9 protein-coding genes are annotated in these 15,838 nt (G+C 73.6%); 6 read left to right on the top strand and 3 right to left on the bottom strand.

The genetic code is table 11. The features are described from left to right. Nucleotides 1-209 precede the first annotated feature (209 nt). A complete protein-coding gene (locus tag OV090_RS07625) occupies nucleotides 210-914 on the bottom strand; it encodes a PAS domain S-box protein (RefSeq protein WP_267702844.1) in 705 nt (234 codons plus the stop codon). A 250-nt stretch (nucleotides 915-1,164) separates the two neighbouring features. Here OV090_RS07625 and OV090_RS07620 point away from each other — a divergent pair, with 250 nt between their 5' ends. After that, nucleotides 1,165-1,533 carry a response regulator gene (locus tag OV090_RS07620; protein WP_267702843.1) on the top strand — a complete coding sequence of 123 codons (369 nt, stop codon included), beginning with the start codon at nucleotides 1,165-1,167 and terminating at the stop codon, nucleotides 1,531-1,533. Nucleotides 1,534-1,561: 28 nt separating this feature from the next. Here OV090_RS07620 and OV090_RS07615 read toward each other — a convergent pair whose 3' ends face one another. Next, nucleotides 1,562-2,167: a hypothetical protein gene (locus OV090_RS07615; RefSeq protein WP_267702842.1), complete on the bottom strand. Its 606-nt coding sequence runs from the start codon at nucleotides 2,165-2,167 to the stop codon at nucleotides 1,562-1,564. A gap of 695 nt (nucleotides 2,168-2,862) precedes the next feature. Between OV090_RS07615 and OV090_RS07610 the strand changes: the two genes are divergently transcribed. From OV090_RS07610 to OV090_RS07590, 5 genes are all read left to right on the top strand, one after another. Further along, entirely contained in the window at nucleotides 2,863-3,885 is a 1,023-nt protein-coding gene (locus OV090_RS07610) for an ATP-binding protein (RefSeq protein ID WP_267702841.1), read from the top strand. 698 nt (nucleotides 3,886-4,583) lie between these two features. Beyond that, complete coding sequence (locus OV090_RS07605; RefSeq protein ID WP_267702840.1) at nucleotides 4,584-7,571, top strand: serine/threonine-protein kinase; 2,988 nt, start codon at nucleotides 4,584-4,586, stop codon at nucleotides 7,569-7,571. A gap of 80 nt (nucleotides 7,572-7,651) precedes the next feature. Next, nucleotides 7,652-8,026 (top strand): hypothetical protein, encoded by a 375-nt coding sequence (locus tag OV090_RS07600; protein WP_267702839.1) that lies wholly within the window; start codon nucleotides 7,652-7,654, stop codon nucleotides 8,024-8,026. 43 nt (nucleotides 8,027-8,069) lie between these two features. Then, nucleotides 8,070-8,729, top strand: a complete 660-nt coding sequence (locus OV090_RS07595; RefSeq protein ID WP_267702838.1) for an RNA polymerase sigma factor — start codon at nucleotides 8,070-8,072, stop codon at nucleotides 8,727-8,729. Nucleotides 8,730-9,102: 373 nt separating this feature from the next. Continuing rightward, nucleotides 9,103-9,951 (top strand): patatin-like phospholipase family protein, encoded by an 849-nt coding sequence (locus OV090_RS07590; RefSeq protein WP_267702837.1) that lies wholly within the window; start codon nucleotides 9,103-9,105, stop codon nucleotides 9,949-9,951. Nucleotides 9,952-9,967: 16 nt separating this feature from the next. Here the strand turns inward: OV090_RS07590 and OV090_RS07585 are convergent, their stop codons facing one another. Next, nucleotides 9,968-15,637 (bottom strand): AAA family ATPase, encoded by a 5,670-nt coding sequence (locus OV090_RS07585; RefSeq protein WP_267702836.1) that lies wholly within the window; start codon nucleotides 15,635-15,637, stop codon nucleotides 9,968-9,970. Nucleotides 15,638-15,838 lie beyond the last annotated feature (201 nt).

Here is a 15,838-nt window from a genome sequence, read left to right as displayed (position 1 = left end):
GCTCGAGCGCCTTCTCGCACGCAGGAGGTAACTCGCGCCGATCCAGGGGGTCGAGATCGATCCGCGGACCGAGGGTCGCTTGCGCACTGCGGACGCCTGCGCGCACCGTGGCGGTGCGCGCCTCGCTCCAGGCGACCCGCATCGCCTGGCCGTGGAGACATGACCTTTTGGCCCTGCCCCAGGGGCCAGGCGAGGCCGCCGGCCGCGGTTCAGGCCAGCGAGACCACGTCCGAGACGCCCTTGTCGGGGGCGTCCTTGCGCTCCGGAACGGGCTCCGCGAGGCCGGCGGCCGTGTCGGTGAACAGGCCGATCAGTCGCGGGAGCTCGCTCGCCTGGCGGGCCAGGAGCTCGCGGGCGGTGTCGGCGGCCGCGTCGCCGCGGGGGCTGCGGGCCAGGAGGTGGGCGGAGATGGTGACGACGTGGAGGCGGTTGCGCAGCTCGTCCTCGAGCGCGGCGAGCAGGGTTGCCATCGTCGGGTTGGAGTCGCGCAGGGGGTTGAACGCGGCGGCGCTGTCGTATTCGACGCGGGTGCCGTCATTGCGCTCGCGGGCCACGATCGAGGTGCCGACGATCTGGCCGTGCTCGTCGCGCAGAGGCGAGACGGCGAGGACCACCGCGGTGAGCAGGCCGTCCTTGCAGCGCCGCTCGGTCTCGAACGGCGGGAGCGGGTCGCCGGCGCCGATGCGCGCAGTGACCTGGGCCTCCTCGTCGACGCGCTCCGCGGGCACCAGCAGGGTGATCGGGCGGCCGACGACCTCGTGCGCGAGGTAACCGAACAGGCGCTCCGCGCCGCGGTTCCACGACAGGATGGTGCCGTCGAGCGACTTGCTGAGGATCGCGTCGTAAGCGTCCTCCACGATCGCTGCGAGGCGGGCACGGGCGTCGGAGCGAGATTCGGACCCGGCGTTGCTCATCGACCGCGGCGAGAATAGCATGCCCCCCGCCGCGTGCTCGAAAGGCCAGCCAGCGCGGCAGAGAGGCCGGTCCGGGCCGTTGCGGGCCTCGCGCGGCGCGGCCGGGCGCAGGCGGGCGGGCGACATACCCCAGCGCCTGGCTTCCGAACTGACGGCTGAGGTCGCTGGTCGCCGGCCCGCCGCGGCGAAGGCGCTGTGTGGTCATGGCTCGCCATGCGCACCGCGAATCGTCTGCTAGGTTTTCCGCGAGATGCCCACGATTCTCATCATCGAAGACGACTCCGAAATTCGGGGAATCACGGCTGTGCTGCTGCGTCGCGAGGGCTACGTCGTCGAGGAGGCGAGGAGCGGCGACGAGGCGCTCACCTACCTGCGCCGCTCCGACCGCGATCCCTGCCTGATCTTGGTCGACCTGATGATGCCGATCCTCGGCGACTGGGACGTGGTCGACATCCTGCGCGACGAGGACCGCATCCTCGCGCTGCCGGTCGTCGTCCTGTCGGCCGCGCACCCCGACAAGGCGCCGTCCGGGGTCTCCGGGTTCGTCCGCAAGCCGATCGACTTCGACCTGCTGCTCGGGCTCGTACGACGATACTGCGGCCCCGCGCCCGCGGGCTGAGTCCCGGCCCGGCCGCGCCGCATTCGTGCTAGTTGCGGCCGGCGTCCGAGCGACCGTGCAGCTGCGCCAGCGCGGCGTAATCCTCGAACCCCGACGCGCGGCGGCTGCTGTCGTTGCGCGCCAGCTCGTCGCCCCCGGCGACGACGAAGCCCGAGAGCTGCTCGGCGCCCATCAGGTGGCGCCAGAACGGCAGCTCCGCCGCGGGGACGTCGAGGAACAGGATGCCGCTCTCGCGCGACAGCGCGGCCCACATCGTCTGCACGAACAGCCCGAGGAGGACCGGCCGCTCGGCGGCCTCGAAGGCGCCGGTCAGGCCGTCGAGGACGTAGACGTCGGTCACCGGGTGCCAGAAGCAATCGGCGATCTCTTCCTGGACGTGGCCGTCGCGGGTGAGCGCCTCGTCGCAGACCCGCACCAGGTATTCGCTGCCGATCTGCGCGGCAGCCCGGGGGTAGTGCACGTCCCCGGCGCCGAGGCGCACTGCGTACACGTTGGCCGCGGCGCAGGTGACGTCGTCGTCGCGCACGAGCTCGCCGAAGAACAGGTCGAAGGCCCGCCGCCGTCGCTGCCCCAGCGAGAGGATCGGGCTGCGCAGCGTCAGGCGGAGTGAATAATGTTTGAGGGGGTTTTGCATGCGCGACAATCGCCTGTTCCCGGCGGCGGCGCGCGCGAGCCCCAGGGTGGAAAGATGGAGCCCCGATCTCTGCCTCAGGGCTCTTATGACGATAGCGTGGGGGGCGACACTGCGTCAAGTCGCGCCCCGGGCGGCGCCAATATCAACAGACCGAGGGCCGCGATTTCGCCGGTGAACAGCGAACCCCGGCCGCTCGGAGCCGACGAGGACAACCTTCTACAACCAGGACAGACATTGTACAGACGGGCCCGGCCGCGCGCCGCGCCGGGGCCTCGCGGACGCTCGCGCCGCGGGCGAGCGGGCGAGCCAGCGGCCCGGCCGCGCGGCGCGCCGCGAACCTGGTCCTCGGGCCATGTCGCCGGCCTATCGAGGCACGCTCGCCGCGGGGAATTGTGAAGAGAGCGCGCGCCGCCGATGTGACATGTCGCGGGGCCATGGTGCCGCGATTGACCGTGATGATAAGACCACCTCGCCGCGGCGATTGCCGCGATCGAAGCGCGAATGTCCCGCGCGGCGGTCGAGTTCGTAATTCCTCGCCAGCGGCCTCGGCCGTACGCTTCAGCGCGGTTTCAACCGCCACGTTGGACGAAGCGGAGACAAACCTTGCACGGCGGCGCGATCACGCCGGCGACGGATCGGCGGCTGCGCGGCCGGCTTGCAAGTACATGGCATGGGGGGCAGCATGCTCTCGTCCCATGGAGTCCGCTCTTCCGCTCACGCGCCCCGAATTGCTCGCACTCGCGTCGCCCGCCAACATTCGCCCGCGGCCGCGTCGCTACGTGGGAGATACGGTGGTCGCGTCGGTCCACGACCTGGCGCCGGGCGACGCGCCGGTGGTGCGGCGGATCTACGAGTTCTTGCGGTCGCTGCAGCGGATCGTGCAACGCCTCGACGAGCCGAAGGCCGGGGTCCCGCTGCTGCAGGCCGAGCTCGCGCGGCAGGACTACCGCGAGCTGTGCGAGCAGATCCGCGGCCTGGGCGCGGCGCTGGTCGCCGAGGACACGCCGATGGCGGTGCGCAAGGTCTATCACGACGTCCGCGGCGGCAGCTTGAGCGGGCTGCTGATGCACCTCGACCTGTGTGAGGCCGACGAGGCCGAGGCCGAGGACGTCGAGCGGGTGTTCTTCCTCGTCCGCGACCACCTCAAGATCATGCGCAACGCGCTGCCCGACCTCGACCCGGCCGGCTACGCGGTCGACCTGTCGCCGGCCGAGCACGACACGTCGCTGCTGGTAGAGAAGTGGGCCGGGATCGCGTACGGAGCGGCCGACGCCGGGCGCGTGCGCATCGAGCTGGCGTGCGACTTCAGCGGCTCGGTGTCCGAGTGCTGCATGGAGTTCGCGGCGCTCGATCGCGTGATGTACAACCTGATCAACAACGCGTCGCGCTTCGCCTCCGACGCGGTGGTCCACGTCGAGATCTTTCCGCTCGCCGAGTCGGAGGACACGGACCTGCGCTTCGTGGTCAGCAACCTGGTCACGCCCGAGCACCGCGCCCGCCTGCTCGCCGACCTCGGCGACGACTTCAGCCGGATCTTCGCCAGCCGCTATACCACCGACGGCCACGGCATCGGCCTGCAGATCTGCACCGACATCGTCAGCCACGGCTACGGCCTCGATTCGACGCGCGAGGCCCTCCGCGAGGCGTATCTCGGGGCCAAGCTGATCCGCGATCACTTCGTCGCCTGGTTCCACTGGCCGGCACGCCGCCCGGCGTAGGCGCTGCCGAGCACGGTGCACGACTCGCCGAGCGGCGACGGGTGGGACTGCCATGATTCTCGGGTCGGACGATCCGCGGGCCATGGTCACCTGATCGTCGACGGTCGGAGGGTGCTGCGGTAGCAGCGATTCGGGCCGGATCTCCGCCTGGCGTGTACGCGGGTGCCATCATTAAGTGGGCCGACGATGACTCCGACGATTCGCGGCACGACCTGTCGCTCGTGATCTTCGGCGACATCCTCGGGCAGACGGAGTCGACGCGGGACGACCCGACCCGAGGACCGGCGCGCCTCCACTGCGTCGAGGACCGCGCGGTGCTCGCCCGCGGCGGGGTCGTCGACCCCCGCGAGTCGCAGCAACTTGCAGACGTCGCTGCCTCGCCGACGTGCGCGGCGGGGTGCCCGGTGGTTTCTTCCGTGAGTGACGGGTGTGAATGTTCACCTGCGCGATGCGATGTTTATGCGCGCCCGCGCGCCGAGCATTCGCAGACGTATCGTGGCGCAGCGGCGCGGGCTCCTCCGCGCAAATGGCAGCAGGGCGCGGCGCGTCGCAAGTCTGCATCGCCGTGGGCGGCGTGGGCGGGCGCTCGTGGGCGCCCGCGCGTGCGAGGGCGGCGGATCCGAATGCTTCGACGCGGCTTGACGGTCGCTCGGGCCGCGGACTAGGAGTAGGAGGACTTTCCGTGGGGCAGGAGCGACGTGAGGCGGCAGAGCGCGCGATACGATCGTGGAAGTTCGTCGTCGAGTGACGGCGCCTCCACGCCGTTCGGGCTCGGGGGTCCGCCGCCCGACGCAGCGACGGAGGAGCTCGCGTTCAGCGGCGTGGACGACGAGCGGCTGTTCGCCGAGCTGCGGTCGCGGCTGTTCGCCCGCGGCGAGGCGGCTCGGATCGGCCGCTATCGCCTGCTGCATCGCCTCGGCGCCGGGGCCATGGGCGAGGTCCACCTCGCGGTCGACGACGAGCTCGACCGGCCGATCGCCATCAAGCTGGTCCACCCGCACCTCGCCGATCCTCGCTCGACTGCGCGGCTGCGCGGCGAGGCCCGGGCGCTCGCGCGGCTGGCCCACCCCAACGTCGTCCACGTGTACGAGGTCGGCGAGCACGACGGCCGCACGTACCTGGCGATGGAGCGCATCGAGGGCGGGAGCCTGCGCGAGTGGCTGGGCGGCCGGCCGGGCCCGCGCTGGGAGCAGGTGCTGGCCGCGTACGTCGACGCCGGGCGCGGGCTGGCTGCGGCGCATCGGGCCGGGGTGATCCACCGCGACTTCAAGCCCGACAACGTCCTGCGGGCGGCCGACGGGCGGGTGGCGGTGGTCGACTTCGGGCTCGCGGCGCTCGAGCGCGGCGACACGGCGCCGGGCGAGTCGCACGCGGGCACGGGCACGGCGTGGCCCGGCCTGGGGCCGACCCTCGATCGCACCAGCGAGATCGCGGGCACGCCGGCCTACATGCCGCCCGAGCAGTTCCGCGGCCACGCCGACGCGCGCGCCGACCAGTTCGCGCTGTGCGTGTCGCTGTACGAGGGGCTGTGGGGCAACCGGCCGTTCGCGCGGCGGACCCTCGCGGACGTGCTGCACGGCCGCGTCGACTGGGTGCCCGCGGAGCCGCCGCGCGGGGCCGTCGCGGCCTGGCTGTGGCCGATCCTCCGCCGCGGCCTGCAGTTCGAGCCGGGGCGGCGCTGGGACGACGTCGACGCGCTGCTGGCCGCGATCGAGGCGGGGCTGGCCGGGCGGCGGCGGCGGCGGCGGGTGGCGCTCTCGGGCCTCGCGGCGCTCGGAGTCGGGCTGCTCAGCGGGGCCTCGGTCGCGTGGTGGGGGACGGCGCCGGTGGTCGACGACTGCGCCGCGCTGGAGCGCGAGCTCGACGACACCTGGGGGGCCGAGGCGCGCGCGCAGCTCGGGCAGCGCTTCGCGGGCGCGGGGGCGGCCGAGGGCATGGCCTGGCTGGCCGACAGCGCCGCCCCGGTGCTGGCCGGCCTCGACCGCTGGCGCGGGCGCTGGCTGGCGGCCCGTGGGGCGCTGTGCCGGGCCCGGGCGGGCGGGGACCCGGTGGTGCTCGACCGCCTCGGCCGCTGCCTCGAGCGGCACCGTGGCGCGGCCCAGGCCCTGGTCGCCGCGCTGCAGGGCGGCGAGGCGGCGGTGCTGCGCGCGGCGCCCCGGGCGGTGCTGCAGCTCGAGGACCCGCAGGCGTGCGAGGCCGAGGCCCGCCAAGGCGGCCCGCCCGCGCCGCCGGCGGCCCTGGCAGCCGAGGTGCAGCAGGTGCGGGAGCTGCTGGCGCGGGCCGAGGCGGAGCTGCACACCGGGCGGGTCGAAGCGGCCTGGGCGGGCGCGCTCCCGCTGGCGGCCCGGGCCGAGGCGCTCGGCCACGCCCCGCTGACCGCCGAGGTCCAGCTGGCGCTGGGGCGGGTCGCGGTGGCGCGGGGGCGCAGCCAGGACGGCCAGGAGCGGCTCGAGCAGGCCGCCGACACGGCCGAGGCGGCGCACCACGATCGCGTGGTCGCCAGCAGTTGGCGCCACATGGCCATGGTCGCGGCCACCGAGGCGCCCGACCTGGCGGCGGGTCGGCAGTGGCTGCGCCGCGCCGACGCGGCCAGCGCCCGCGTAGGGCTCGACGCGAGCACCGCGGCGCGCCTGGAGGCCACCCGCGGCGGCCTGTCGCTGCTGGCCCGGGAGTTCGACCTGGCAGTGACGCAGCTGCGGGCCGCCGAGGCGGCGCTGACGGGCCAGGGCGACCTGCTGCACGCCTCGCACGCGGCGTCGAACCTCGGCTCGGCGCTGCTGGGGCGCGGCGAGACCGCGGCGGCGCGCGAGGCCTTCGAGCGGGCCCTGGGGCAGCGCGAGCGGGTGTTCGGGCCGCGCCACCCCGAGGTCGCGCGGGCGGCCTACAACCTGGCCCAGGCGCTCCGCGGGGCCGCCGGCGCCGGGGCGGACCACGAGGCGCTGGCCGGCGAGCTGCTGCGCCGGGCGGTGGCGATCTGGCAGGACACCGACGAGGCGCGGACTCTGGACGCCGGGCGGGCCGCGTTCGTCCTGGCGCAGCTCGAGCTCGACGCGGGTCGGTTCGAGCGGGCGGTGGCGCTGGCCGAGGACGCCGAGGCGGTGTTCCGCGAGGTCCTCGGGCCGGCGCGCATCGAGCACGCGGAGGTGGCGGCGCTGCTGGGCACCGGCCACTACTTCCTCGGCCGCCCGGGGCCGGCGGTGGCCGGGTTTCGCCGCGCGGTGGCCGGCTACGCCGCGGCCCACGGCGCCGACGACGCCTACACGGCCTCGTTCCGCGTGGGCCTCGGCTGGGCGCTGCTGGCCGCGGGCGAGGTGGCCGAGGCGCGCGCGGAGCTCGAGGCGGGGCGCGCGGCAATCGAGGCCGGGGCGGGAGCGGGCAGCGAGGCGAGCGCCGACGCGCGCCTGGGGCTGGCGGCCGCGGCGCTGGTCGCGGGCGAGCCCGCGCGGGCGGCCGCGCGACTGGCCGAGTTCGCCGAGGCGCCCGCAGGCGAGCTCGACCGCGTCACCTTCGCGCTGCTCTCGGGCCTCGTGGCCGCGCGGCGCGAGCCCGGAGGCCCGCAGGGCGCGGCGCTGCTGGGGCGCGCGCAGGCCCACGCCCGCGCAGTCACGGGCGGCGAGGCGATGCTCGCGGTCCTGCTCGACAGCCTCGGCGCCAGCGCGAGCGAGCGCCGACTCGCCGCCGGCTGAGGCGCGCTCGACTCGACTTCCGCGAAGCTCAAATCCACCCCACCCAACCCCCCTCAGCAAAAGCCACGAGAACTCGTCCCATGCCGCAATGCCTCACCGCCCATCCCACCCACCTCGAGGTCACGAGCCTCGAAGAGGGCGACTCCGCCTACATCGTGGTCGTCAACTCGACCGCGTCGTCGCTCACGGTCGTGTTCGACCCGCCGGTCCTGCGCGACGCGAGCGGCGCGCCGATCTCGACGGGCAGCGTCACCGGCGTGTCGGTCAATCCGTCCGGGCCCGTCTGCGGCACGAATCAGATCGTGTTCACCACCGCCGGCCTCAACACGGTCTACACGGTCACGGTCACGTACACCGAGCCGCCGCGGATCGACACGATGGGGCCGCCGCTCGATACCCCGACGAAGTCGCCCAAGTTCAAGCCGCTGACGTCGTGCCCGCCGAGCGCGCCGTGACACGGCGGCGGGGCTCGCCTATCATTGCAGCTCCGTCGCGCCCATGACCCCGTCTCCCCCGCCGCAAGCCCCCGAGGGGCCGTCCGACGCCGACCTGCTCGAGGCGTGGCGCGGGGGCGACGCCGCGGCGGGCGAGCAGCTGTTCGCCCGCCACTATCGGCTGCTGAAGCGGTACTTCCGCAACAAGGTCGGCCCGCAGCACATCGCCGACCTCATGCAGGAGACGTTCGTCGCCAGCGTGGCCAGCCGCGAGCGCGTGGCCGACGCCAGCCGGTTCCGCGCGTATCTCCTGCGCATCGCCTATCACACGCTGTGCCGCCACTTCGGCCGGCGCTCGCGCGACACGCCCGCGGTCGACCTCGACGAGGTGTCCGTCGAGCAGCTCGAGCCGGGCGCGGTGTCCGTCATCGCCCGCACGCAGGAGCAGCGGCTGCTGCTCGAGGCGCTGCGATCGATCCCGGTCAACTACCAGGTGGTGCTCGAGCTGCACTACTGGGAGGAGCTCAAGACCGATCGGATCGCCGAGGTGCTCGGGGTGCCGGCCGCCACGGTGCGCAGCCGACTGCAGCGGGCCCGCGACGCGCTGCAAGCGGCGATGGATCGCCTGGCCCGCTCGCGCGAGGTGCTCGTGAGCACGCTGACGCGCCTCGAAGATTGGGCGGCCCGCTGCGGGCAGGAGCTCGGCGGGGCCGAAGTCGAGTGAACCAGGCTTCGGCTCCGCGCCGATGAGCGCGCGAAAGATGTCTCGACGCTGCTTGGAGCGCGACGAACGAGGGGTCGCTCTCTCGCGCGGGTGAGGCCCGGACTCATGACATTGGAGGCGCGGCGATTGCGAATCTCGCGAAGTCACGCGCGGGAGCGTCGGCTGGTGATCGTCGAATCTGCGAGTCTGTAATGTAATGAGGAGCGGGCCGCGTTCGGCGAATGCACCGAACGCCGATCATGCACGGAGCGCGGACGCTCGGCGAGCGCTCGGCGAGCGCAGCGTGCGAGGCGGGCTGAGCGTGGAGCGAGCGGGCGCGCCGTCGACGCGGGCGCTCTTGACCCCGATCCGTCGCCGATGTTACCTGCGCCCCATGAGCGAGATGTCGGTCGTCTTCGCCGGCGGCGGCTGCCGGACCTTCTGGGCGCTCGGGGCCTACACCGGGCTCGCCGGGCTCGCCAGGACGGTCGAGGTCGCGGGCGTGTCCGCCGGGGCCGCGATGGCGCTGGGGGCGGCTCTGGGCCTCGAGGAGGCGCTCGTCGCGGCGTTCTGCGCCCGCACTGCAGTCAACCCGCGCAACGTGTACCCCGAGCGGGTCCTCCAAGGTCGCCCGGTGTTTCCGCAGGAGGCGATGTACCGGGCGACGATGCACGAGATGCTCGGCGACGCGAGCCTGCAGCGCCTGGCCGAGGGGCCGCGCGTCCGGATCCTCCAGGCCTGCGTCAAGCCGGGGTGGCTCGTGGCGCCGACGGTGGCGAGCGCCTGGTGGGCCTACGCGGCTCGGCGCCGCCGCGGCCTGCTGCACGGCCCCGAGGTGCCCCACCGCGGCGTCGCGGCCGAGGTCGACACGGCGCAGGACGCGAGCAGCGTCGAGGAGCTGGCCGAGCGAGTGCTGCGCTCGTCGGCGAGCCCGCCGGTGACGCCGATCTTGCGCGCCCCGGGTCGCATGTACTTCGACGGCTGCCTGGTCGACGCGGCCCCCGTGCGAGCCCTCGGCGCCCAGGCGCGGGCCGGCGCGGTGCTGGTGCTGCTCAATCGCCCGCACCCGCCGCAGGCCGCGACCGGCAACGTCCGCTACCTCGCGCCCTCGGAGCCGGTGCCGATCCACAAGTGGGATTACACGAACCCGACGCGGGTCCGTCAGGCGTTCGACATGGGCCGCCGCGAGGGCGAGGCGGCCCGCGGCGCGGTCGAGCGGTTCCTCGCCGAACGTCGGGCGTGAGCGGCCGGCGGTCGCTTCACGGGCGCGGCTGGCGAGGGCCGGCGCGCGGCAGTTCGACGGCGAAGGTGGAGCCGACCCCGACTGCGCTCTCGACGTCGACCTGACCGCCGAGCGCCGATACGATCTCGCGGACGATGAACAGGCCGAGGCCGAGGCCGCCGTACTGGAGGGGCGAGGCGGCGTGTTCGAAGCGACGGAAGATCCGCGGCAGCTGATCGGGGGCAAGGCCGATGCCGTGGTCGCGCACGACCAGGCGACCGTTCGCGCCCCGGCGGGCGACCTCGACCTCGATCGGCTTGCCGGCGCCGAACTTCAAGGCGTTGTCGAGCAGGCAGGTCAATGCTTGCTCGAGCCGGCCGCGGTCCCAGCGGCCCACGACCGAGGTCACCGCCTGCAATGACAGCGGACAGCGGGCCCGCTCGAAGCGCTCGGCGAGGCGCTCGGCGACGGCGCGCACGACGGCGGCGAGGTCGACGTCGGCGAGCACGAGGAGCATCTGGCCGGCGTGGATCCGGGCCACGTCGAGCATCTGCGCCACGAGGTGGGTGAGCTGCCAGCCCTGCCGCTCGACGACGCCGAGCATGCGCCGCACGTCCTCGGGCCAGGCGGTCACTCGCTTGTCGCGCAGGAGTTTCTGGATCGCCAGCTCCATCGCCGCGACCGGGGTGTTGAGCTCGTGCGAGGCGACCATCACGAACTCCTCGCGCAGGCGGATCGCGGCCTGGGCTTCGCGGTAGAGCCGGGCGTTGTCGAGCGAGAGCGCGGCGCGGCGCGCCAGCTCCTCGGCGAGCGCGAGGTCGGTGGCGCCGTAGCGGCGGCCGACCGCCGCCGAGCCGAGAGTGAGCACGCCGAGGGTCTGGCCGCGCGCCGCCAGCGGCACCGAGACCGCCGTGCGGGTGCCGAGGACGGCCAGCAGCCGGGCGTGGCGGGCGTCGATGGTCAAGCTGCGGATCAGCGCGTCGGACAGCTCCGACAGCAGGAGCGGCCTGCCCGTGCGCAGCACGTAGGCCGCGGGGTGGACCGAATCGATGCGCGGCGGATAGCGGGCCTGCAGCTCGAGCAGGGCGGGCTCTTTGGCGGCGTCGGCGTGGGCCCCGGCGATCCGGCGGATCTCGCCGGTCTCGGAGATGACGTCGATGACGCACCAGTCGGCGAGCATGCGCACGCTGAGGCGGCCGATCCGCGTCATCGTCTGCTCCCAATCGAGGGACTCCGACAACAAGGCGCCGGCCTCGGCCAAGAAGGCGGCCCGCCGCTCGGCCGCCTCGGTGGCGGCGCGCGTGGCTCGCTCGCGCTGCAGCAAGCGGGCGTTGTCGAGGGAGATGGCGGCCTGGGCGGCCAGCAGCTCGAGCGCGCCGAGCCGTTCGGGGGTGAAGACGCCGGTGGCGAGGTCGTTCTCGAGGTAGAGGAGCGCGACGACCTGGTGCTGGCGCACGAGCGGCAAGCACAGCACCGAGCGCGGCTTGCGAGCGGCGACGTACGGATCGGCGGCGAAAACAGGGGAAGCTGCGGCGTCGTCGAGGCGGACGGGCTCGCGGGTGCGGAGGGCGTAGCGGACGATCGCGGCCGGGACCTGCGTCGACGCGGGCCCCAGCGGCTGCGCGGGCAACAGCGTGGCGTCGACGCCGTGCTCGTCGACCGTGGCCCTGGCCGCGAGCGAGAGGGCGTCGCCGCGCGCGAACAGCAGATACGCCGCCTGCGCTCCGCTCTGCTCCAACACCACCGCGAGCAAGGTGCGCACGAGCTGCTCGACGACGAGCTCGCGCGAGATCGTCTGCGAGGCCTTGACCACGGCCAGCAGGTCGAGCTGCTCGGCGCCGACGGTGACCGCGCTGGCCGGTGACAGCGGCTCGGCCCGCCTGAGGGTTTTTAAAAATGAATAGCGCTCGTCGAGCTGGCGGACCTTGGCGTCGGCGCCCCAGCGGACATACGCGGCCCGGGCGGCGCGCAGGTGCTCCGCGGCGAGCCGCTCGAGGTCCCGGGCGCGGTAGAACTGCGCGGCGAGCTCGTGGGCGAGGGCCTCGTACTGGACGAAGCAATTGTCGCCGGCGGCGCGGATCGCCTGCTCGTACAGGCGCACCGCGTCGAAGTCGCGGCCCTCCAGCCGCGCGAGCTCGGCGGCGACGAGGGCGTGGGGGCTCGAGTAATTCTCGGGGCAGCTGTCGGCGAAATGCTGCAGCGTCCGCAGGTCGTCCGCGACCGCAGTGATGCGGTCGCGGGCGGAGGCGCTGGAGACCTCGGGGTCTGCGGTGGCCAGCGTCAACGCGCGGAAGAAGTGGAACTCCGGGATGAGAGGGGTCGCAGTCACAGTGCGCAGCGTCGGGGCCGCGCGCTCGCTGGCTGCGATCGCCTCGGCGTGCCGGCCGAACATGAAGGCGCCGATCATTTCGGTGATGTGAACGTACGCGGCGCCGGGGCCGAAGCCCATGCGGTCGAACGTCGCCAGCGCGCGCGCGTCGAAGTCGTCGTCCTCGCGACTCGCAGGGGACGGGGCCGGGCCGCGGAGGCGCAGCACGACCCGTTGCACGAGGTGGATCAATCGCTGGATCCCCTCGTGGCGGAGCTCCTCGGCGAAGACCGCATATGTCTGCGAGAGGCGCAGCACCTCGGCGAGCGGCACGCCTGTTTGAAAGGTGGTCATGAGGCGCGAATAGGCGGCGAACCCGGCATAGAGGAGGTCGCCGCACTCGAGGCAATCTGCACAGGCCTGCTCCAGCATCGGGATCGACGTGGCGAAATGCTTGCGCCTGTGGGCGATGAAGTTCACGTGGATGAACAACAGCCGCCCACGGACCTTGCGGTCGTCGAGCTTCGCGTTCAGCCGCAGCGACATCTCCGAGAATTCGAACGCCGACCCGACGTCGCCGAAGTCGGCGGCGCGCAGGGACGCGAAGTAGCTGTAGGCGATGCAGGACTCGGCGGCGTTGCCGTGGCGCAGCGAGAGGTTCACGGCCTTTGCGGTGAGGAGCGGGTAGAGCTCCGGGCGGGCGATGAACGCCGCCGACAGCCCGTCGCCGAGCAGGCCGAGCACCATGGCCATGTCGGGATCGCGGACCGGCGGCGCATCGACGAGGTCGGCGATCGCGCGACCGCGCAGGTTGCCGGCGACCTCGCGGAGCTCGGCCTCCGTCGCCGTGCGCAGCTCGGCCTCGGTCGCCGGGACATCCACGTCGAACAGGCGCAGCGCCGCGAGCAGGGCCGTCACCGCGTCGGCGTAGCGGCCCGAGAGCTGGTGCATGCGCATGCGCAGGCGATACGCGCGGGCGCGGTCGAGGTTCGTCCGGGCGCGCGCGAGCAGCAGCTCGATGCGCTGCTCGGACGCGGCGAGGTCGCCGACCAGGTGCTCGCATTCGGCGCGCTCGAGGTGCAGCGTGAAGGTGTCGGCGTGGCGCCGGTCCCACGCGTCCGCAGGCAGCAGGGACGTCGCCTCGCTCAGGTAGCGCAGCGCCGCTGCGTGGGCGGACGCGGCCTTGGCCTTCAGGCCGGCGGCGACGTTCAGCGCGCAGAGGGCGTCTCGCTCGCGTGAATCGGTGACCAGCGCGAGCCCGCGATCGAGCTGATCGACCATGGCGAACAGGCGCCCGGGCAGCGCCTCGGCGGGCGTGTGCGCCTGCAACGATCGACCGATGCGCAGGTGCGTCGCGGGCCGATCCTGGGCCGGGATCAGCGAATACGCGGCCTCGCGCACGCGATCATGGACGAACGCATAAGCGCCGTCGTCGTGCAGCAGGAGGCCGGCGCGCACGGCGTCCCACAGCGCGGCGTGGACCTCGGGCGGAGGGCGCCCCAGCGCCAGCGCCAGGACCTCGCGATCGATCCGGTCGCCGATGCAGGCCGCCAGCTTCACCGCCGCGAGCGTGGGCCCGGACAGCCGGCGCAGCTTGCCGACCATGAGGTCGACCACGTCATTCGTAAATCCCCTCGCGCCGATCTGCGCCGCGTCCCAGCCCCAGGTCTGGCCCGCGCGATCGAAGCGCAGCAGGCCGTCGTCGGCGAGCTCGGCGAGCAGCTGGACGGCGAAGAAGGGGACGCCGCCGGTGCGGGCGTGCACGAGCGCGGCGAGCGGCGCGGCGTGGTCGCGGCTGCAGTGCAGCGCGTCCGCGGTGACCGCGGTGAGGTCGTCGACCGCGAGCGGCCCGAGGTGAATGTCGTGCACGACTGCGCCGGTGCTGCGAATGTCGGCGAGCGTGCGCATCAGCGGGTGCGCTGTGGTCACCTCATTGTCGCGGTAGGCGCCGAGCAGCAAGAGGCAGCCGGTCTGCGCGTGCGTGACGAGGTCCGCGAGCAGCGCGAGGCCGGCGGCGTCGAGCCATTGCAGGTCGTCGAGGAACAGCGCGAGCGGGTGCTCGCGGCGGGCGAACACCGCGACGAAGCGGCGGAACGCGAGGTGGAAGCGGTGCAGCGCCTGGGCCGGCGGCAGCGGCGGCGGCGGCGGTTGCGGGCCGACCACGAGCTCCAGGCGGGGCACGACGTCGAACACCAGGCGAGCGCTGGGGCCGAGCGCCTGGCGCAGCCGCTCGCGCCAGATCGCCAGGTGCTCCTCGCCCTGCGTCAGCAGCTGCTCGACCAGCGCAGTACAGGCCTGGGCGAAGCCGGCGTACGGGACATCGCGCCGGTATTGCTCGCACTTGCCGGCGACGAAGCAGCCGCGCTCGTGCACCGCCGGCCGCTGCAGCTCCTGCACGAGCGCCGACTTGCCGACGCCTGTGCCGCCGGACACCAGCAGCAGCGCCGGCGTGCCTCGCTCCATCACCCGGGTGAATGCAGCGCGCAGCGCGTCGAGCTCGGCGGCGCGGCCGTGCAGCCGCTGCGGGATCTCCAGCCGGTCGGGCAGGTCGTGCGCGCCGAGCACGAACGGCTCGATGCGTCCCTCGGCCCGCCACGCCGCCCAGCACCGCTCGAGGTCGTGCTGCAGCCCGCGCGCGGTCTGATAGCGGTCCTCCGCCATCTTGGCCAGGAGCTTGAGTACGACCGCGGACACTGCCGCGGGCACGGCCGGGACGAGCTCGACGGGCGCTCGCGGGCTGCGGGCCACGTGACAGTGCACCCATTCCAGCAGATCGCCGGCGCGAAACGGCAGCTGGCCGGTGAGCAGCTGATAGAACACGACGCCCAGCGAATAGAGGTCGGAGCGGCGGTCGACGGCGCGGTTCATCCGCCCGGTCTGCTCGGGGGCCATGTAGGGCAGCGAGCCCGCGAGCCAGTGGGGCGCGGTCACGGGCTCGCGCGGCAGGCGTGAGGCGAAGCCGAAGCCGAGCAGCACCACCTCGTCGGGCGTGGGCCCGACGAAGATGTTCTGCGGGGTGAGGTTCTTGTGGATGATGCCGGCCTCGTGGACCTCGGCGACCGCCGCGGCGAGCTTGACCGCCAGCGGCAGGAACTCGTCCGCCGGCATGGGGCCGCCGAGCAGGTGCTCGAGCGGCTCGCCGCCGCCGTCGGCGAGCACGAGCGCGGGCATGCCCTCGAAGGTGTCGAGGGCCAGCGGCCGGACGATCGCGGGGCTGTGGAGCGCCTGCGTCGTCTCGTACTCCTGCCTCAGCCGCGCCGCCGCCTCGCCGTGATCGTGGCGCGGGTCGGCGACCTCGAGCACGACCGGGCAATGATCATGAGTCCTGACGCCGCGATAGCGCAGCGTGCCGTGAACTTCGTGCAGCGTCTCGACGATCGTGTACGGCGAACCACTCATGGCCGATGGCTCCGGTGGGGCCGGGAGGATGAACCATGCGCTGCGACGGCGCTCGCGGTCGTCGGGCGCGCCGGCTCCGGCAGGCCCGCCACGGACGGTCTCGCCGGGAGAGACGGCGTGACCGCGGTTCACGTCCCGGCCGACGCGGCGCCCGCCCTGCGGTCCATGCCCGAGGTTGCTTGCGCCGCAGGAGCGAGCGGC

It is taken from the genome of Nannocystis sp. RBIL2 (assembly GCF_026626745.1).
In the GTDB taxonomy this organism is placed as follows: Bacteria; Myxococcota_A; Polyangia; order Nannocystales; family Nannocystaceae; genus Nannocystis.
This window is presented reverse-complemented; position numbering and strand designations above follow the sequence as displayed.